This is a genomic window from Pseudomonas sp. S4_EA_1b (assembly GCF_016307435.1).
GTDB classification, from domain to species: Bacteria; Pseudomonadota; Gammaproteobacteria; order Pseudomonadales; family Pseudomonadaceae; genus Aquipseudomonas; species Aquipseudomonas rhodesiae.
Genome location: NZ_JAEILC010000016.1, coordinates 1 through 18128 on the forward strand (window position 1 = coordinate 1; position 18128 = coordinate 18128).

Genomic DNA, 18128 nt, shown 5'->3' on the forward strand with positions numbered 1-18128 from the left:
GACTCAATGTGGGAGGGGGCAAGCCCCCTCCCACAGTAAAGCGGTTCGATGTTGTTGCTGGCAGCGGTGATCGAGCCCATGAAACAGCGATGAGCCCTGGTCATGTGAAATCAAAAGCTGGGAGGGGGATCGATGCTGGTGCTGGCAGCGGTGACTGAGCCCATGAAACAACGCTGAGCCTTGGTCATGTGAAATCAAAAGGTGGGAGGGGGCTTGCCCCCGATAGCGGTGTGTCAGACCCGGATGTTCAAACTGACCCACAGCTATCGGGCAAAGCCCCCTACATAGATATCCGCACTGTGTTGCCCTCGGGTATTTGCCATAATGGCGCCCGTTTTCGTACTTCCCAATAGGCCCGATATGCAGGAAAACGCCCACACCCCCGTCAAAGACGCCGCCCCCACCGGCACCCAGACCCTGTTGCGTGGCCTGGGGGTGGTGCAGGCGGTGGCGGCGGGTGCGCGGGATCTGAAAGAGATCGCCAAGCGCATCGGCACCACTCGCAGCACCACCCACCGCCTGGCCAGTTGCCTGGTGGACGAGCGTTACCTGCGTGTGGTGCCGCAAGTCGGTTACCTGCTGGGGCCGAAGTTGATCGAGTTGGGGTTCCAGGCGCGCGAAGAGTTGCCGCTGGTCACCCTGGCGGTGCCGTACCTGGACGAACTATCGGCGCTGACCGGCGACACCATCCACTTGGCCATCCGCGAACACGATGATGTGCTCTACCTGCACAAGAACCCTGGCCGCTACGGCCCGGAAATGCGCTCGCGGGTCGGCCATCGCATGCCGTTGGCGCGTACCGGGGTGGGCAAGGCGATGTTGCTGGATGATTCGGTACAGGAATGGCAACGCTTGTACGACGCCAGCCTGCCAGCAGGCGGGAAGAATCTGCAGTGGCCCCACCATCCTGAGCAATCCTGGGCGCAGTTCGAGCAACGCATGCACGAGTACGTGGCGGGTGGTTATGCGTTCGATCTGGAAGACAACGAACCGTCGATCCGTTGCGTGGCCGCACCGGTGCGCGATGCCAGCCGGCGGATCGTCGCCGGCATCAGCATCGCCAGTACCGTGCCCTACATGCCGCTGGAAAAAATGGCCGAGCTGATCCCTGTAATCAAACAGGTCGCAGCACGGCTGTCGGCGGAGTTGGGCGCGAAGGCCTGATCAGACCTTGAGGGTCGCCATGTCGATGACAAAGCGGTACTTCACATCGCCGGCGATCATGCGGGTGTAAGCCTCGTTGATTTGGCGGATGTCGAGCATTTCGATATCGCAGGTGATGCCATGCTCGGCACAGAAATCCAGGACTTCCTGGGTTTCAGCAATACCGCCGATCAACGAACCGGCCAGCACTTTGCGCCCCAGCACCAGTTTGGCGGCATTGACGGGCGGGTCCACCGGCTCGATCAGGCCCACCAGAATATGCACGCCGTCAAAACGCAGGGTATCGAGGTAGGGGTTCAGGTCGTGCTGCACCGGGATGGTGTCCAGCAGGAAGTCGAAGTGCCCGGCGGCGGCTTTCATTTGCTCGGCGTCGGTGGACACGATCACATGATCGGCGCCCTGGCGACGGCCTTCTTCGGCCTTGCTCGCGGAACGGGTAAACAGCGTCACTTCCGCGCCCATGGCCTTGGCGAACTTGATGCCCATGTGGCCCAGGCCACCCATGCCGAGAATCCCGACTTTGTCGCCAGCCTTGACGCCGTAGTGTTTGAGCGGCGAGTAGGTGGTGATGCCCGCGCACAGGATCGGCGCAGCGCTGGCGAGGTCGAGCTTGGCCGGGATCTTCACCACAAAATGTTCGCTGACCACGATGCTGTCGGAGTAGCCGCCCATGGTGTTGCTACCGTCCACACGGTCGGGGGTGGCGTAGGTCATGGTCGGGCCTTCAAGGCAGTATTGCTCGAGGTCCGACTGGCAAGCCTGGCACTGGCGGCACGAATCGACCATGCAGCCCACGCCCACCAGGTCGCCGACTTTGTGCGCGGTGACGCTGGCGCCCACGGCGGTGACTTTGCCGACGATCTCGTGGCCGGGCATCAGCGGGTAGACGGCGATGCCCCACTCGTTGCGCGCCTGGTGAATGTCAGAGTGGCACACGCCGCAGTACAGAATCTCGATGGCCACGTCGTCGGCCCGTGGGCTGCGACGTTGGAAACTCATGGGGGCGAGGGGAGTGGTGGCCGACTGGGCGGCGTAACCGATGGCGGTGTACATGCAGAGAACCTCGCAAAAACAATGACAAGTGAGGCGGGCCATTGTCCCCATCGACTTGGTTGGCGGCCATGGCGATTGCTCCGAGTCTTATGCCTAAAGCTCCGGGGGAGCAGCTAAAAGCAGCAAGCTACAAGCCGCAAGCTATAAACTGCGCGCTCTCTTGCAGCTTGAGGTTGAAGCTTGCTGATGCTCAGATCTGAAAACTCCCGAGAACTGCTTTTATGCTATTGACCCGCCATCTCGACGCCAACGCCACGTTGGTTTCCTTGATCGAGGGCCTCACGACCCGTGACGGTTTCTCCCCGACCCACTTGCCTGGCGTACAGGTTTTGCGTGCCAGTTGTGATGTGGCACGCGGCCCGCAGATCTACGAGCCGAGCCTGATGTTCGTGGCCCAGGGCAGCAAAGTCGCGTACCTGGGCCCGCGTACGCTGGAGTACGGCGCCGGGCATTACTTGATCCAGGCGATGCCGGTGCCGTTCGAGTGCGAGACCTTTGCAATGGCGCCCGGCGCGCCGTTGCTGGGGGTGACGGTGGGGATCGACCGCGTGGTGCTCGGCGAGCTGGTCATGGCCATGGGTATTCAGGCCGGACCACCGCCCACTGCGCAGACATTGGCGTCGATGAGTTCGGTGGTGCTCGACGACGCGATGCGAGGTTGCGTCGAGCGACTGTTGCAGTGCCTGCACGATCCGCTGGAAAGCCGGATCATCGGCCCGTCGCGGGTGCGCGAATTGCTGTTCACCGCCTTGCGCGGGCCTCAGGCCGATGTGCTGCGTGCACTGGTGGAGCAGCAGGGGCAATTCTCGCGCATCGCCACCTCGCTAAATCATCTGCATGCCCATTACGCCGAGCCGCTGAATATCGAGACGTTGGCCGGCTTTGCGCACATGAGCGCGTCGACCTTTCACGAGCACTTCAAGCGCTGCACGTTGTTGTCGCCCGTGCAGTACCTCAAGCGTTTGCGGTTGTTGAAGGCGCAGCAGTTGCTGCTGGTGGACGGCATGGGCGTGGCGCAGGCAGCGCACAGCGTGGGATATCAGAGTACGTCGCAGTTCAGCCGGGAATATAAGCGCTACTTTTTGCGCAATCCGGGTGAAGAACGAGCTGCGTAGTGAGTTCAGGCGAAGACACAATCCAAAGGTGGTAGGCGGGCTTGCTCCCTTCCACACAGGACTGATGTTGACTATAAAAAAGGCTCCCATGTGGGAGCCTTCTCTGGCTTACATATTCGGGTAAGTCGGCCCGCCCGCGCCTTCCGGCGTGACCCAGGTGATGTTCTGCGAAGGGTCCTTGATGTCGCAGGTCTTGCAGTGCACGCAGTTCTGGGCGTTGATCTGGAAGCGCTTCTCGCCGTCTTCCTGGGTGATCACTTCATACACGCCGGCCGGGCAGTAGCGTTGCGCCGGTTCATCGTAGAGCGGCAGGTTGGTGCCGATCGGGATGCTTGGGTCTTTGAGCTTCAAGTGGCACGGCTGTTCTTCTTCGTGGTTGGTACCGGAGATGAACACCGAGCTGAGTTTATCGAAGCTCAGTTTGCCGTCGGGCTTGGGGTAGTCGATCTTCTGGCAGTCCTTGGCCAGCTTAAGGCAGGCGTAGTCCGGCTTGGTGTCGTGCAGGGTGAACGGCATTTTGCCGCCCAGGATGTTCTGGTCGAACCAGTTGAAGCCGGCACCGATGATCGGGCCGAACTTGTGCATCGCCGGGCCGAAGTTGCGGCTGGCGAACAGTTCTTCGTACAGCCAGCTGGCTTTGAAACTGTCGACGTAGTTGGTCAACTCGTCACCGCCTTCGGACTCGGCGAACAGACGCTCGGCCACGGCGTCAGCGGCAAGCATGCCGGACTTCATGGCGGTGTGGCTGCCTTTGATCTTGGCCACGTTCATCGTGCCCAGGTCGCAGCCGATCAGCGCGCCACCCTTGAAGACCATTTTCGGCAGCGAATTAATGCCGCCCTTGGCCAGTGCACGAGCACCGTAGCTGATGCGCTTGCCGCCTTCCAGGTACTGGGCCAGCACCGGGTGGTGCTTGAGGCGCTGGAACTCATCGAACGGCGACAGGAAGGTGTTGCTGTAGGACAGGTCAACGATCAGGCCGACGACCACCTGGTTGTTTTCCAAGTGATAAAGGAACGAGCCACCGGTGTTCTCGTTGCTCATGATATCCAGCGGCCAACCGGCGGTGTGCACCACAAGGCCTGGCTGATGCTTGGCCGGGTCGATTTCCCAGATTTCCTTGAGACCGATACCGTAGTGCTGGGCGTCGGCATCGCTGTCCAGCTTGAAGCGCTGGATCAGTTGCTTGCCGATATGGCCACGGCAGCCCTCGGCGAACAGTGTGTACTTGCCGCGCAGTTCCATACCGGGGGTATAGACGCCGTCTTTCGGCTTGCCTTCTCGGTCGACGCCGAGGTCGCCGGTGATGATCCCGCGCACCACGCCGTTTTCGTCGAACAGCGCTTCCTGGGCGGCGAAGCCTGGGTAGACTTCCACGCCGAGGTTCTCGGCCTGCTGGGCCAGCCAGCGGCATAGATTGCCCAGGGAAATAATGTAGTTGCCTTCGTTGTGCATGGTCTTGGGCACAAAGAAGTCAGGCACCTTGGTCGAGGTATCGCTGCTGCGCAGTACATAGATGTCGTCGCGCACCACGGGGGTGTTGAGTGGGGCGCCGAGTTCTTTCCAGTCCGGGAACAGTTCGTTCAGGGCGCGTGGTTCGAACACGGCACCGGAGAGGATATGGGCGCCGACTTCAGAGCCTTTCTCGACCACGCAGACGCTGATTTCCTTACCGGCTTCGGCGGCCTTCTGCTTCAGTCGGCAGGCGGCGGACAGGCCAGCCGGGCCAGCGCCGACGATGACCACGTCGAATTCCATGTATTCGCGTTCCACAGGCTATCTCCTACTCAAGGCTCAACAGGCTTTTTTTCTAATGGATGGAGGTTCGGCATCGTCTTACAGCAACGGTAAGACCCACCGTTCTCTCTAGGTGGCGCATTATATATAGACCACTGTCAGCGTCCAATACAAACGTTTGTTTGAATTGCCCGCAGGCTAGGTAAATCAAAGCAACGCGGCTTATGACTGACCATTTTGCCGTATTGACCAGAATAGGCGTTCCGGTCAAGATACGGTCGGTTTTGCGCTTACCGTAGGCAGACAGCGGGTTTCAAGAGCACGTCCAAAAGCAACGCAACGGTATAAACGGCAGGTATGCGTGCAAAGAATGGCACGCAGTCTACACGCCGCGATTAAGAATGACCTCCCAGTCACCCCTGACGAACGGTCGTCACTTGCGTCGGTTTGCCGCTGCTGAGGTTTTTGGAGGTGCCCTTGTGTGCCGATGAGCATCAACCGCCAGGTTCGCCTAGGCGACTTTCTTTTCACCGGAGAGTAACGAGGAATCCATGAAGGTTCTTGTAGCTGTCAAACGCGTTGTCGATTACAACGTGAAAGTTCGCGTCAAGGCGGACAATTCCGGCGTCGATCTTGCTAACGTCAAAATGTCGATGAACCCTTTCTGCGAGATCGCTGTTGAAGAAGCAGTGCGTCTGAAAGAGAAAGGCGTTGCGACTGAAATCGTCGTGGTGTCCATCGGCCCAACCACCGCTCAAGAGCAGTTGCGCACTGCCCTGGCCCTGGGCGCGGACCGCGCCATCCTGGTCGAGTCTGCCGAGGACCTTACCTCCCTGGCCGTGGCCAAGTTGCTCAAAGCCGTTGTCGATAAGGAACAGCCTCAGCTGGTGATCCTCGGCAAACAAGCTATCGACAGCGACAACAACCAGACCGGCCAGATGCTGGCTGCACTGACCGGTTACGGCCAGGGCACCTTCGCTTCCAAGGTCGAAGTAAGCGGCGACAGCGTTGCCGTGACCCGCGAAATCGACGGCGGCGCTCAGACGGTTTCCCTGAAACTGCCGGCCATCGTCACCACCGACCTGCGTTTGAACGAGCCGCGCTACGCGTCCCTGCCAAACATTATGAAAGCCAAGAAAAAGCCGCTTGAGTCGCTGACTCCGGATGCCTTGGGCGTTTCCACCGCCTCCACCAACAAGACCGTCAAAGTCGAAGCGCCGGCTGCACGCAGCGCGGGCATCAAGGTCAAGTCGGTGGCCGAACTGGTCGAGAAACTGAAAAACGAAGCGAAGGTAATCTGAACATGACTATCTTGGTAATCGCCGAACACGACAACAAGGTGCTGGCTCCGGCCACCCTGAACACCGTGGCTGCCGCCGCTAAGATCGGTGGCGACATTCACGTACTGGTCGCCGGCCAGGGCGCGGGCGCCGTGGCTGAAGCCGCTGCAAAAATCGCCGGTGTGAGCAAGGTTCTGAACGCTGACAACGCCGCCTACGCGCACCAGCTGCCAGAAAACGTTGCGCCGCTGGTCGCCGAGTTGGGCAAGGGCTACAGCCACATCCTGGCCGCCGCCACCTCCAACGGCAAAAACATCCTGCCACGGGTTGCCGCGCAGCTGGACGTTGACCAGATCTCCGAGATCATCTCGGTCGAAAGCGCTGACACCTTCAAGCGCCCAATCTATGCCGGTAACGCCATTGCCACCGTGCAATCGAGCGCTGCGATCAAAGTGATCACCGTGCGTGCCACCGGTTTCGACCCGGTCGCCGCCGAAGGTGGTTCGGCCGCTGTTGAAGCGGTTGCGGCTGCCCACGACGCCGGCACTTCCAGCTTCGTTGGTGAAGAACTGGCCAAGTCCGATCGTCCTGAACTGACCGCTGCCAAGATCGTCGTTTCCGGCGGCCGCGGCATGCAGAACGGCGATAACTTCAAGCACCTGTACGCCCTGGCCGACAAGCTGGGCGCTGCGGTTGGCGCTTCCCGCGCGGCCGTCGACGCAGGTTTCGTACCCAACGACATGCAGGTCGGCCAGACCGGCAAGATCGTTGCGCCACAGCTGTACATCGCCGTCGGTATCTCCGGCGCGATCCAGCATTTGGCCGGTATGAAGGACTCCAAAGTGATCGTCGCGATCAACAAGGACGAAGAAGCACCGATCTTCCAGGTAGCCGATTACGGTCTGGTAGCGGACTTGTTCGAAGCCGTACCTGAGTTGGAGAAGCTGGTCTAATCCAGTCGCTTCACTTATAAAGGGCCCGGTCGTATGACCGGGCTTTTTTATGCCCGGCTTTTTTGAAAATTGGAGAACCGTGCCATGGACCTGCGCCCTTGGACCGCACTGCTGGGTATCACACTGTTGCTGCCGACCCTGTCGCTGGCTGCCGGTAAATGTGATCGTCTGGTGATTACCGGCAGCCCGGATGCACCGCCGCTCTTATGGCGCGACCCGCAGGACCCCACGCACCTGATCGGTGCCACTGCCGATGTGTTGCAGCAAGTCGCCAGTGACCTGGGGCTGAAAATCGACCTGCTCTACGGCGGCAAGCGCACCCTGGCTTCGGATGAAGCACGCAGCGGACGCATGGATATGCTGGCCGATGCACCGCTTAATCTGGCGGAGCTGGACCACTTCGACTATATCCATCCGGCCCTGATGCAGACCGATTATCTGGTCTGGACGCGCAAGGATTCGGCGCTGGCCTATGCCACGGCCGCCGATCTTCACGGTCATAAAGGCGCCATTTCCGAGCGTGCGCGCCTAAGCCGTGAATTTGAAACCTTCGCCAATCAGCAACTGACCCTGCAACGCTTTCCCACGTTGACGCCTGCGTTTCAAAAGTTGTTGCTGGGGGAGGTGGAATATGTGCTGGCCGGTCGCTATTCCGGCACCGCCATGGCGCAGTCGCTGGGTATGAGCAGCGACCTGGTCGCCCGTGATGTGCCCGTCGATCAACCTGGCCTGTACCTGGCGATTTCCCACAACTCGGCCTGCAATGATCCATGGCTGCGCGGACAGCTGGCCAAAAAGATGACAGAATTGGCCGGGTCCGATGGGGTACAAGCCGTTCTGCAGCGCAATATCGAGCGCTGGAAGGCGCAACTGCAACAATCTGTCGGCACCCCAACAAAGTAGGGATTTTCAGTGACTCTTCGACCTCTTTTCGCGGCCCTCGCCGTTGTCGCTCTGGCGGGATGTGCAGCCGATCCTGCGCCGAATGAACAAATACGCCTCACCCAGCAAGCCCTGGAACAGGCCAGTGCCGTCGGCGCCAATGCCGATGAATCCCCCGAGTTGAAGCTGGCCGAGGACAAATTCGCCCAGGCCAAGGCCGATATGGCCGAGCAATCCTTCAAGGATGCGCGCATGCAAGCCGAACAGGCCGAGCTGGATGCGCGGCTGGCCGAAGCCAAAGTGCTGACTCGCAAGAGCCAGGAACAACTGAACGTGCTCAATACCCGTATCACGCGCCTGCGCAAGCAATTGCAATTGGGAGACGCCCAATGAGCCCGATGATCCGAGGTGTGAGCTGCGCAGTGCTGCTGGGCAGCGCGTTGCTGGGCGGATGTGCCAGCCACCCGAGTGGCGAGCAGGCCTTGCAACAGGCGGGGAGCGACTTTCAGAAGGTCAAGGAAGACGCCAATGTGTTGCGCATCGCGCCCAAGGACGTGATTCGCGCGGGTGAATCCCTGGCCCGCGCCGATCGCTTGTCCAGCTACTGGGGCAGCGGCGCCGACGTCGTGCACTACGCCTACTTGAGCCAGCGCTACAGCGCCATCGCCCGCGAACACACCGAACAGGCACTCAATGAAGAACGCGGCGCCAAGCTCGAACTGGAACGTCAGCGCCTGCAACTAGCCCTACGCGAAAGCAAACTGAGCAGCGTGCAGCAACAGGGCAAATGGCTCGAAGAGCAGATCGCCAGCCTGGCTACCACCCAGACCGATCGGGGCCTGGTGATGACCCTGGGCGATGTGCTGTTCGACACCGGCGAGGCGGAACTGAAAAACTCGGCCAACCGCACCGTGCTCAAGATCGTGCAATTTCTGCAACTGAACCCCAAGCGCGTGGTGCGCATCGAGGGTTACACCGACAGTACCGGTGGCGAGCAGGAAAACCTCAAACTGTCCCGTGACCGCGCGCAATCGGTAGCTGATGTGCTGGTAGACCTGGGCATCGACGAAAAGCGCATTCAGGTCGAAGGCTATGGCGACCAGTACCCGGTGGAAGCTAACGCTTCCGAGCGCGGCCGCGCGCAGAACCGTCGCGTAGAAATCGTGTTTTCCGATGCCAAGGGCCAACTGGGCGCCGCCCGCTAAAGCCTTACGCTGGTTAAAAATGTGGGATGGGGGCAACCCCCTACCCACATTTTTTTTGCACGAGCCTGAATATCCTCAGCACCACCCTTACAGTTTTTGCTATCACTGCCCGTCGTGCTCGACTATTGTGGCAACTGTCCCCGTACACTTCTAAACTGTGCCGGTATGTTTCACACAAAAATAAAATGCCCGTGAAATCGAGTGCTGCGACATGACCAATCTCTTGCTGTACCAACGTATCGCTCAGCAACTGGCTGAGGATATCCGGCGTGGTGTTTATCAACCGGGCGAACGCGTGCCTTCGGTACGTAAGATGAGTTCCCAGCTCAATGTGAGCCACGCCACGGTATTGCAAGCCTATGCCAACCTGGAGGACCAGGGGCTGATCAGGGCGCGACCGCAGTCCGGTTACTACGTGCATCAAACCCCCGCGCTCACCGCGCCCACGCCGGATATCGCACGGGTGGAGCGCCCGGGGCTGGTCACGCGCAGCAGCATTATCCAGCAGGTTTTGGGTGAGTCGCGCCGCGAAGGTGTGTTCCCGTTGGGCGCTGCGGTGCCGAGCGTCGACTACCTGCCGGTGCGCGCCCTGCATCAGCAATTGGCCAAGGTCACGCGTTTCCAGAGTCCGCGGGCATTCAGCTATATGTTCAGCCCCGGCTTCGAGCCGCTGCGCCGCCAGGTGGCGATCCGCATGCGCGATGCCGGCGTGGTGGTAGACCCTTCCGAAGTGGTGATCACCCACGGGTGCGTCGATGCGTTGCAGATGTCACTGCGTGTGCTGACCCGCCCCGGCGACCTGATCGCGGCGGAATCCCCCACTTATTACGGCCTGCTGCAACTGGCGGACCTGCTGGGCCTGAAGGTCATTGAGATCCCCAGCGACCCGGCCACCGGCATGAGCCTGGAAGCCCTGCAACTGGCGGCCAACCAATGGTCGATCAAGGCGCTGGTGCTCACCACGCGGCTGAGTAATCCCTTGGGTGGCACCATGCCTGAGGAGCGGCAGAAACACCTGCTGCGGTTGGCTTCGGATTTCGATATCCAGATCGTCGAGGACGATATCTACGGCGAGCTGATGTTCGAGCTGGGCCGCACCAAGGCCCTCAAAGCCTATGACCGCCTGGACCGGGTGATCTATTGCTCCAGCTTCTCCAAAACCTTATCCCCCGGCGTGCGTATCGGTTGGATGATTGCCGGCAAGTACCAGCAGGAGATCCAACGTTTGCAGATGTTCAGCACCCATTCGGCCTGTAGCGTGACCCAAATGGGCGTGGCGGCATACCTGGAGAACGGCGGTTATGACAGGCATTTGCGCTACATCCGCCAGGAATACCGCAAGAACCTCAGCGCCTTCCAGCTGGCGGTGCAGCAGTATTTTCCGGAAGGCACACAGATGACTCGTCCCACCGGCGGTTTTATCCTGTGGGTCAGTTTGCCCGGGCGGGTCAATACCCAGGAACTGCATGTGCGTGCCTTGCAGCAGGGCATCAGCATCGCGCCCGGGTTGATCTTCAGTAACACCGAGCAGTTCAACCACTGCATCCGGCTCAACTGCGGTACGCCGTGGAACCGCGAGGCAGAGCGGGCGTTGATGACCTTGGGAATGCTGGCCAGTCAGTTGTGCCAGGAGACCGCCGCCGGATTTTAAGGCACGGCCGACATACACAATGGGCACATTGCCGATAGCTGGCTAATCACCGAGCTTGTCATGTTGCCCTCAACAGGCGAGCATGTGGCCTTCTGCCGTTAATGCTGTAGGCGATATGACCTCGATGTTCCGAGCTGTTTTGGTGATTGGCCTGTTAAGCCTGTGTAACGTCCCCACGCTGCTGGCGGCGACTCCCGTGAGCGAAAGCAAGCCCGCGGCGAGCGCACAGAACACTAAGCCGGCGCCGGCTAAGACGGCCGCTTCTGTGAAGAAAAACGCCGCCAAGAAACGCGCGGCGGCCAAAAAGGCCAAGTCTGCCCACGAAGTGGCCGAGACCAAACTGCCGCCGGCCCAGTTGGACCTGTCATTGCCTTCGGACATGGTCAGGCACTTGCAGCCGCTGGGCACCATGCCCCAGCCCAAGAGCGTGCCGTTGCTGCCGCCGATGTTCGCTGAGAAGCCCACCGACAATAGCGCTTTCCAGATTAACGGTCGCCTGCTCAGCAACGAAATGCGCCTGCAATTGCGCAACGAAGAGCGGCGTGATGTTGAGGGCGCGGCGCTGGATTTCGAATTCAAGCAGTAAACTTTTCCTACCAAGTGACTCGACGTTTCGACCATCTGTCGCAGACTGGTCAGTCACTTTCGTTTTGTGTGAAAAACCGCTGTTGGACCATTTTAAAACGGCTGTTTAAGGGCGTACTCTAGCCCGGCCATCCTATTGAGTCGTCGAGGACCTGCTGGTCATGAAATGCCGTGAAGGCTGTGGCGCTTGCTGCATCGCCCCCTCCATCAGTTCGCCGTTGCCCGGCATGCCCAATGGCAAGCCGGCGGGTGAACGCTGTATGCACCTGTCTGTCGAATTGCTGTGTCAACTGTTCGGCCAGCCGGAACGGCCGGCGGTGTGCAGTGATTTCAAGGCTGATATCGAGGTGTGCGGCACCGACCAGGCCGATGCGATCCGTTTGATCGGCTGGTGGGAACATATGACGGCGGCTTGATGGGCTTTACTCTCGGAACTTGAACAATAAGGAATACAACAATGGGTTCGCTGAAACGAATGGCTGTGGTGTGCGGCTTTACCGTGTTATTTGCGGCCACCGCCCAGGCTGAAGAATGGGTGACCGCCAAAGACGACGACGGCATCAAGGTATCCCTGAGCGAAGTTGCAGGCTCCAAATACAAGGCGTATCGCGGTGTAACGGTGATCAAGGCGCCCGTGGCCAAGATCGTCGCTATCCAAGAGGACGTGGTTGGCGCATGTGCCTGGATTCATGAGTGCAAGTCGCAAAAGCTGATTGACAGCAAAGGCGACGAGGCCTGGACCTACACCCAGTTCAACACGCCATGGCCTGTGACGCCGCGTGACTCTTATACCCACGTCACCTCCACCAAAGCGGCTGACGGTAGCGTGACCCGCAAGCTGGAAGGCGTGCCGACTTACAAGCCTGAGGAAAAAGGCTTCGTACGTGTGGCCCAGGTCGAAGGTTTCTGGAAACTGGTGCCAAAGGGCGCTAACGAAACCGAAGTGACCTACCAGGTGCACACCGAGCCAGGCGGCAGCGTGCCTTCGTGGCTGGCCAACAAGTTCGTGGTCGACGCGCCGTTCAACACCCTCAAGGCGCTCAAAGCCCGCGCGGAAAAATAAGCGCGATTGATCGGGTGCTTCCTGCCTTGGGTGGAACGTTTGGCGAACCCCCAAGGTCCAGATAAAGGTGAGCCCACACACGGGTTTTATCGAGGAGGCACCGATGCAAACGTGGCAAATTACCTTCGTTGATGATCACGGCGAAAAATCCGTAGAGCAGTTCACCTGCGAACAAAAGCCCAGCCTCGAAGACGCTGCGCATATGATTCGCAGCAAACTGGTGCCGGTCGCCGCCGAACTCGACCTCAATGACCTTGAGGGGCGCAAGCCAGAGCCGACGGTCAAGATCCTCAAAGACCAGAACAGTATCCAGATTCTCGACATTTCTCCCGCCGCCTGAATATTCCCTGTCCTCCACCCAAGCGCCTCTGGTGGAGGCGATTGCTTCGCGCTACTCTGCAAACGAGATCAGCGAATGAATCGCTAAGGTCTGGTCTTGTCAGCTACATGCTTGTTTTCCAGCGGTGAAACCATTGCCGTAGTTCCCGTGCCAGTAAGGCGCGGGCTTCGGGAAGCACGGAAAGTCTATCCATCGTATTGAGGAGCACTTTTCATGAGCACAGCCTATCAAGAAGACATCAGCACCCACGTTCTGCGCCGCATGAAAGAAGGCGGTTTCGATTTTTCACGGTTTCATCCCATTGAGTTCTACGCGATTTTCCCGGACGAAGAACGGGCGCGCAGAGCAGCGGGCGAATTTCGTGGCGAATCCCTGAACGCTCAGGTCAGCGCGCGCGATGATGGCGCCTGGTACTTGGAACTGAGCAAGATCATGTCTGCAACCTACGACGGCATAGGAGACTTCGAGCAAGACTTTGAAGCAGTGGTCGAGCCCTTGGGCGGCATTATCGAGGGCTGGGGCGTCAAGCAGGAGGTGCGGGGCCGGCCGATGTAATTGTGCGTCTTCCACATCGTTAGCAACGCAGCGTATCGGCTGACCTTCGGGTCGGCCGATTTTGTTTGCGCCGGCGCGAACCCCGGCGGAACTTGCGGGCTCTTTTCATGCACCAAAAAAAAGCCACCCGAGTAGGGTGGCCGAAGGGAAGAGCGGAGCGCTGAAGGTCTGTTCAGCAGATGGTGGCGATTATCCGCAGCTATGGCGGGCCAGTGAAATCAACTCTGACTATGCTCTTGATAGTCAAAGCCCGCATTACGATGAAGCGCGCCACGACACACCAGGCATTCGACGCACCAGGAAGGTGCGATTAACTGCCTGGATCTATTCAACTCACTGATTTTTAAGTGTTTATGCCGATGGCACGGGCCTTGCGATGGTTCTTGCGTCCGGGTGACAAGGAGTACGGCATGATCCGCACTTATTACGACGAAATGTACGACGGGGCAGGGCAGGTCCGCCCCCATTACCGCGAGTTCGCCCGCTGGTTGGCCCAAACCCCTGATGAACTGCTGGCCCAGCGCCGGCGCGAAGCCGATTTGCTGTTTCACCGCGCCGGGATCACCTTCACCCTGTACGGGGACGAACAGGGCACCGAGCGCCTGATCCCTTTCGACACCATCCCCCGCAGCATACCGGCCAGTGAATGGCGGACTATCGAGCGTGGCTGTATTCAGCGGGTCAAGGCGTTGAATATGTTTCTCGCTGACCTTTACCACGAGCAACGCATCATCAAAGCGGGGATCATTCCCGCCGAACAGGTGCTGGCCAACGAGCAATACCAATTGGCAATGCAGGGCCTGAACTTGCACGGCAATCTGTATGCCCACATCGCCGGGGTCGATCTCGTACGCGATGGCGACGGCACTTACTACGTGCTGGAAGACAACCTGCGTACACCCAGCGGTGTCAGCTACATGCTTGAAGACCGCAAGATGATGATGCGCCTGTTCCCCGAACTGTTCGCCGCCCAGCGCATTGCGCCGATCGATCATTACCCCAACCTGCTGCTCGATACCCTAAAAAGCGCCAGCCCCCTGGATAACCCCAGCGTGGTGGTGCTGACCCCGGGCCGATTCAACAGCGCGTTTTTCGAACATGCGTTTCTCGCCCGGGAAATGGGCGTGGAACTGGTTGAAGGCGCCGACCTGTTCGTGCGCGATGACCGTGTATTTATGCGCACCACCGACGGCCCCAAAGCGGTGGATGTGATTTATCGCCGTCTCGACGACGCGTTCCTCGACCCCTTGGCCTTCAACCCGGAGTCCATGCTCGGAGTGCCCGGCCTGTTGGCTGCCTATCGTTCGGGCAATGTGGTGCTGGCCAATGCCATCGGTACAGGCGTCGCGGATGACAAGTCGGTGTACCCCTTCGTCACCGAGATGATCCGCTTTTACCTGGATGAAGAGCCGATCCTGCAGAACGTTCCGACCTTTCAATGCCGTAAGCCTGACGAGTTATCCCACGTACTGGCTAACCTGCCGCAGTTGGTGGTCAAGGAGACCCAAGGCTCCGGCGGCTACGGCATGCTGGTCGGCCCGGCCTCCACGGCGGCGCAGATCGAGGCCTTTCGCGCGCGCATCATGGCCAAGCCCCATGCCTATATCGCCCAGCCCACGCTGTGTCTATCCACGTGCCCGACCTTTGTGGAAAACGGTATTGCCCCGCGCCATATCGACCTGCGCCCGTTTGTGCTGTCCGGCAAGGAGACGCGTGTGGTCCCCGGCGGCCTGACTCGTGTGGCCCTGCGCGAAGGCTCGCTGGTGGTCAACTCGTCCCAGGGCGGCGGCACCAAAGACACCTGGGTGGTGGAGGACTGATGCCATGTTGAGTCGAACTGCTTCGGATCTGTATTGGATGTCGCGCTACCTGGAGCGTGCGGAAAACCTCGCGCGCATGCTCGACGTGAGTTATTCGCTGTCGCTGATGCCCCAGGACGGACGCGGCGATGGCCTGCATGAACTGGCGATGCCGTTGTTGATCACCGGCACCCTGGAGGATTACCACGAGCGCCACGGCCAGTTGCACGCCGAGCGCCTGCTGCACTTCTTTGCCCTGGACGCAGCAAACCCCGCCAGTATCTACAGTTGCCTGGGCGCAGCGCGGGCCAGCGCCCATGCGGTGCGTGGGCGAATCACCGCAGACATGTGGGAAAACATCAATGCCACTTGGCTGGACATTCGCGATATCGCCCAGCAAGGCCTGAGCCGTTATGGCATGAGCCGTTTCTGCGAGTGGGTCAAGGAGCGCTCCCACCTGTTCCGTGGCGCGACCTACGGCACCATCATGCGTAATGACGCATTTCGTTTCATTCGCTTGGGGACCTTTATCGAGCGCGCCGACAACACGCTTCGTCTATTGGATGCGCGCTATGAAATGGCCGGCGACCACGCCGACGCGGTCACCGATGGTACGGCTCACGCCTACTACCAGTGGAGCGCGTTGCTGCGTGCTTTGTCCTCGTTCGAGGCTTACACCGAAATCTATCGCGACGCCCCCGGTGCCCGGCAAGTGGCGCAGTTGCTGCTGTTGCGCGCCGATGTACCGCGCTCGCTGCGTGCGTGCAGCGAAGAGATCGACCAGATCCTCGCCAGCCTACCGGGCCTCAATGGCCGCCCGGCGCAGCGCCTGGCCGCCGAGATGGATGCGCGCCTGCGCTTCACCGCCATCGATGAAATCCTTGAAGAAGGCCTGCATGCCTGGCTGACCGACTTTATCCCCCTGGTCCGCCAATTGGGCGATGCCATCTACCATTCCTACTTGGAGGCGGCATGAGACTTTCCATCAGCCACGAAACCACCTACCACTATGAAGACCAAGTGCGCGCCAGCATCCAGTACCTGCGCCTCACGCCCCACGACAGCGAGCGCCAGCATGTGCTCAGCTGGCAACTGGATCTGCCGCGCCCGGTGCGCGCGCAGGTCGACCCGTTCGGCAATATCCTGCATGTGCTGACCCTGGATGAGCCCCACGACGCCATCATCATCGGCGCCCGTGGTCAGGTGGATATCGATGAGTTGCGCGAGGCCGAGCACGAGCAACAGTCGGCCTATCCATTCCTGCGCGGCACTCGCCTGACCGAGGCCGATGAAGCCCTGCGCGGGTTCGCCCAGCAGCAGTGCGGCCAACGGCGCGACCGCAGCGCCCTGATTGATTTGATGCACGCACTCAACGAAACCATGGTCTACACGCCTGGCGCCACTGAAGTCGACACCTGCGCCGCTCATGCTTTCGCTGGCCGTGCGGGGGTATGCCAGGACCATGCCCATGTGTTCCTGGCTTGCGCGCGCAGCCTGGGGATTCCTGCGCGATATGTGTCGGGGTATTTGTACAGCGAAGACAGCACTCACTTGGCCAGCCACGCCTGGGCCGAAGCCTGGCTTGACGACGCCTGGTACAGCTTCGACGTGACCAACCGTCTGGCACGTCCGGAACGCCACTTGAAACTGGCCGTGGGCCTGGATTATCTCGATGCCTGCCCGGTACGCGGCATGCGCCGGGGTGGCGGGCATGAACAGATGCACGCCAAAGTGTCCGTGGCGCCGATGCCGGTCATTTCAGTCCAGCAGCAATAACCAGCCTCCACCGTGAAGCTCACCCGCCAAACGAAGGTGAGCGCTGAGCTTTACGGCTGCTTACGCCCCGCCATGTGCTTCAGATAGCCCACCAGCAGGTCCAGTTCATGGTCCGGCAACACGCTGGCGGTGAACGCGGGCATTTTTGCCTGTGGCCAATGCCGTAGGCTTTGCGGATCACGGATGTAGCGCTTGAGGAAATCGGCGGCGAAATATTCCGTAGGGTTGAAGGGAATATTCAGGTCCGGTCCCACCTGCGCATCCCCCGCGCCATTGAGGCGATGGCACGCCAGGCAGTTTTTCTGGAACAGTGCAAAACCCTGATTGATCGGGTCATCGGCTGCGAGTTTCGGGTCGGGTAGGAGGGCGGGAAAGCGCTCCGCCACGGTTTTCAACTGTTTGATGCTGGAAATTTGGAATGGCCACTGTTCGGGGCTGATAGGCCCGGCCTGTGGGTCGGTCCACACCAGATAGAACGGACCTGCGCTAGGCTTGCCGTCGGCCAGTGCCGGCCATGGCTGCGCGGGGTCTTCCACGGCCAGCCAGGCGCGGGCACCGTGGGTTTGCAGCAGTGGGTCAGCGCTCAGCTCGGCGGCGAAGCCATCCAGTGCAACGGCTTGCACATGGTGTTCCGGCTTAAGACCCGGCAGGAGTAGCGCCAGCGGCACTGCGCGATACGTCATGGTGCGCTTGTAGGAAACGTCATCAACGATATGCACAGTTTGCGCAGCCGGATGCTTGAGCAGGTCGGCGCTCTGCCAGGTCTTGCTGGCGTGGTCGAGTTCGATGGTCAGGGACGCCGCCGTGACCGGCAGGGCAAACAGCACGAGGAGAAGGGCGAAGATCGGTTTCAAGAGGAAGGCCCGGTAATAAGAAATGGCGAAAGCGCTCACGATACCGGAAAACCGCGCGTAAAAAGACAGCCCCTGCCATAGGATCGCGCACGGCGAAGTCCCGGCAGGTGCTGCCA

The 18128-nt window shown here is 60.2% G+C and carries 19 protein-coding genes; 16 read left to right on the top strand and 3 right to left on the bottom strand.

Translation table 11 applies throughout. The features are described from left to right. Nucleotides 1-360 precede the first annotated feature (360 nt). Nucleotides 361-1164 carry an IclR family transcriptional regulator gene (locus YA0848_RS06150; protein WP_034099772.1) on the top strand — a complete coding sequence of 268 codons (804 nt, stop codon included), beginning with the start codon at nucleotides 361-363 and terminating at the stop codon, nucleotides 1162-1164. Here the strand turns inward: YA0848_RS06150 and YA0848_RS06155 are convergent, their stop codons facing one another. Then, nucleotides 1165-2217 (bottom strand): NAD(P)-dependent alcohol dehydrogenase, encoded by a 1053-nt coding sequence (locus YA0848_RS06155; protein WP_034099771.1) that lies wholly within the window; start codon nucleotides 2215-2217, stop codon nucleotides 1165-1167. Nucleotides 2218-2438: 221 nt separating this feature from the next. Here YA0848_RS06155 and YA0848_RS06160 point away from each other — a divergent pair, with 221 nt between their 5' ends. Beyond that, entirely contained in the window at nucleotides 2439-3332 is an 894-nt protein-coding gene (locus YA0848_RS06160) for an AraC family transcriptional regulator (RefSeq protein ID WP_034099770.1), read from the top strand. Between the two features lie 108 nt (nucleotides 3333-3440). Here YA0848_RS06160 and YA0848_RS06165 read toward each other — a convergent pair whose 3' ends face one another. After that, on the bottom strand, nucleotides 3441-5105 hold the full coding sequence (locus tag YA0848_RS06165; RefSeq protein WP_034114854.1) for an electron transfer flavoprotein-ubiquinone oxidoreductase: 1665 nt from the start codon (nucleotides 5103-5105) through the stop codon (nucleotides 3441-3443). Between the two features lie 515 nt (nucleotides 5106-5620). On the opposite strand from YA0848_RS06165, the gene YA0848_RS06170 reads away from it, so the two are divergent. The 14 genes from YA0848_RS06170 (at nucleotide 5621) to YA0848_RS06235 (ending at nucleotide 17158) form a co-directional block, all read left to right on the top strand. Continuing rightward, nucleotides 5621-6370 carry an electron transfer flavoprotein subunit beta/FixA family protein gene (locus YA0848_RS06170; RefSeq protein WP_034099768.1) on the top strand — a complete coding sequence of 250 codons (750 nt, stop codon included), beginning with the start codon at nucleotides 5621-5623 and terminating at the stop codon, nucleotides 6368-6370. 2 nt (nucleotides 6371-6372) lie between these two features. Next, entirely contained in the window at nucleotides 6373-7302 is a 930-nt protein-coding gene (locus YA0848_RS06175; RefSeq protein ID WP_078825740.1) for an electron transfer flavoprotein subunit alpha/FixB family protein, read from the top strand. Nucleotides 7303-7386: 84 nt separating this feature from the next. Then, nucleotides 7387-8205, top strand: a complete 819-nt coding sequence (locus YA0848_RS06180) for a substrate-binding periplasmic protein (protein ID WP_184315811.1) — start codon at nucleotides 7387-7389, stop codon at nucleotides 8203-8205. Between the two features lie 9 nt (nucleotides 8206-8214). Continuing rightward, entirely contained in the window at nucleotides 8215-8577 is a 363-nt protein-coding gene (locus YA0848_RS06185; protein WP_034099765.1) for a DUF4398 domain-containing protein, read from the top strand. Further along, a complete protein-coding gene (locus YA0848_RS06190) occupies nucleotides 8574-9389 on the top strand; it encodes an OmpA family protein (protein ID WP_034099764.1) in 816 nt (271 codons plus the stop codon). Before YA0848_RS06185 ends, YA0848_RS06190 begins: the two co-directional genes overlap by 4 nt. A gap of 211 nt (nucleotides 9390-9600) precedes the next feature. Next, nucleotides 9601-11040 carry an aminotransferase-like domain-containing protein gene (locus YA0848_RS06195; RefSeq protein ID WP_034099763.1) on the top strand — a complete coding sequence of 480 codons (1440 nt, stop codon included), beginning with the start codon at nucleotides 9601-9603 and terminating at the stop codon, nucleotides 11038-11040. Nucleotides 11041-11155: 115 nt separating this feature from the next. Continuing rightward, complete coding sequence (locus YA0848_RS06200) at nucleotides 11156-11626, top strand: hypothetical protein (RefSeq protein WP_034099762.1); 471 nt, start codon at nucleotides 11156-11158, stop codon at nucleotides 11624-11626. Between the two features lie 160 nt (nucleotides 11627-11786). After that, a complete protein-coding gene (locus tag YA0848_RS06205; protein WP_034099761.1) occupies nucleotides 11787-12041 on the top strand; it encodes a YkgJ family cysteine cluster protein in 255 nt (84 codons plus the stop codon). A gap of 41 nt (nucleotides 12042-12082) precedes the next feature. Continuing rightward, nucleotides 12083-12688 (top strand): START domain-containing protein, encoded by a 606-nt coding sequence (locus YA0848_RS06210; RefSeq protein ID WP_034114851.1) that lies wholly within the window; start codon nucleotides 12083-12085, stop codon nucleotides 12686-12688. Between the two features lie 103 nt (nucleotides 12689-12791). Further along, the gene (locus YA0848_RS06215; RefSeq protein ID WP_034099759.1) at nucleotides 12792-13028 is read left to right on the top strand and encodes a hypothetical protein; all 237 of its coding nucleotides are present in this window, start codon (nucleotides 12792-12794) and stop codon (nucleotides 13026-13028) included. Nucleotides 13029-13241: 213 nt separating this feature from the next. After that, nucleotides 13242-13583, top strand: coding sequence for a ribonuclease E inhibitor RraB (locus YA0848_RS06220; RefSeq protein WP_034099758.1), 342 nt, complete (start codon nucleotides 13242-13244; stop codon nucleotides 13581-13583). A gap of 410 nt (nucleotides 13584-13993) precedes the next feature. Further along, nucleotides 13994-15403 (top strand): circularly permuted type 2 ATP-grasp protein, encoded by a 1410-nt coding sequence (locus YA0848_RS06225; RefSeq protein ID WP_034114850.1) that lies wholly within the window; start codon nucleotides 13994-13996, stop codon nucleotides 15401-15403. A 4-nt stretch (nucleotides 15404-15407) separates the two neighbouring features. Further along, a complete protein-coding gene (locus tag YA0848_RS06230; RefSeq protein WP_034099756.1) occupies nucleotides 15408-16358 on the top strand; it encodes an alpha-E domain-containing protein in 951 nt (316 codons plus the stop codon). After that, nucleotides 16355-17158 (top strand): transglutaminase family protein, encoded by an 804-nt coding sequence (locus YA0848_RS06235; protein ID WP_034099755.1) that lies wholly within the window; start codon nucleotides 16355-16357, stop codon nucleotides 17156-17158. The genes YA0848_RS06230 and YA0848_RS06235 overlap by 4 nt, the downstream gene beginning before the upstream one ends. A 50-nt stretch (nucleotides 17159-17208) precedes the next feature. Here the strand turns inward: YA0848_RS06235 and YA0848_RS06240 are convergent, their stop codons facing one another. Beyond that, nucleotides 17209-18012: a c-type cytochrome gene (locus tag YA0848_RS06240; protein WP_169902509.1), complete on the bottom strand. Its 804-nt coding sequence runs from the start codon at nucleotides 18010-18012 to the stop codon at nucleotides 17209-17211. Between the last annotated feature and the right edge of the window lie 116 nt (nucleotides 18013-18128).

Bases quoted from the DNA above. Each gene is read 5' to 3' on its own strand.
- YA0848_RS06155 (WP_034099771.1), bottom strand. From the start codon at position 2,217: ATGTACACCGCCATCGGTTACGCCGCCCAGTCGGCCACCACTCCCCTC.
- YA0848_RS06235 (WP_034099755.1), top strand. From the start codon at position 16,355: ATGAGACTTTCCATCAGCCACGAAACCACCTACCACTATGAAGACCAA.
- YA0848_RS06225 (WP_034114850.1), top strand. From the start codon at position 13,994: ATGATCCGCACTTATTACGACGAAATGTACGACGGGGCAGGGCAGGTC.
- YA0848_RS06170 (WP_034099768.1), top strand. From the start codon at position 5,621: ATGAAGGTTCTTGTAGCTGTCAAACGCGTTGTCGATTACAACGTGAAA.
- YA0848_RS06195 (WP_034099763.1), top strand. From the start codon at position 9,601: ATGACCAATCTCTTGCTGTACCAACGTATCGCTCAGCAACTGGCTGAG.
- YA0848_RS06150 (WP_034099772.1), top strand. From the start codon at position 361: ATGCAGGAAAACGCCCACACCCCCGTCAAAGACGCCGCCCCCACCGGC.
- YA0848_RS06200 (WP_034099762.1), top strand. From the start codon at position 11,156: ATGACCTCGATGTTCCGAGCTGTTTTGGTGATTGGCCTGTTAAGCCTG.
- YA0848_RS06175 (WP_078825740.1), top strand. From the start codon at position 6,373: ATGACTATCTTGGTAATCGCCGAACACGACAACAAGGTGCTGGCTCCG.
- YA0848_RS06230 (WP_034099756.1), top strand. From the start codon at position 15,408: ATGTTGAGTCGAACTGCTTCGGATCTGTATTGGATGTCGCGCTACCTG.
- YA0848_RS06205 (WP_034099761.1), top strand. From the start codon at position 11,787: ATGAAATGCCGTGAAGGCTGTGGCGCTTGCTGCATCGCCCCCTCCATC.
- YA0848_RS06160 (WP_034099770.1), top strand. From the start codon at position 2,439: ATGCTATTGACCCGCCATCTCGACGCCAACGCCACGTTGGTTTCCTTG.
- YA0848_RS06220 (WP_034099758.1), top strand. From the start codon at position 13,242: ATGAGCACAGCCTATCAAGAAGACATCAGCACCCACGTTCTGCGCCGC.
- YA0848_RS06215 (WP_034099759.1), top strand. From the start codon at position 12,792: ATGCAAACGTGGCAAATTACCTTCGTTGATGATCACGGCGAAAAATCC.
- YA0848_RS06180 (WP_184315811.1), top strand. From the start codon at position 7,387: ATGGACCTGCGCCCTTGGACCGCACTGCTGGGTATCACACTGTTGCTG.
- YA0848_RS06210 (WP_034114851.1), top strand. From the start codon at position 12,083: ATGGGTTCGCTGAAACGAATGGCTGTGGTGTGCGGCTTTACCGTGTTA.
- YA0848_RS06190 (WP_034099764.1), top strand. From the start codon at position 8,574: ATGAGCCCGATGATCCGAGGTGTGAGCTGCGCAGTGCTGCTGGGCAGC.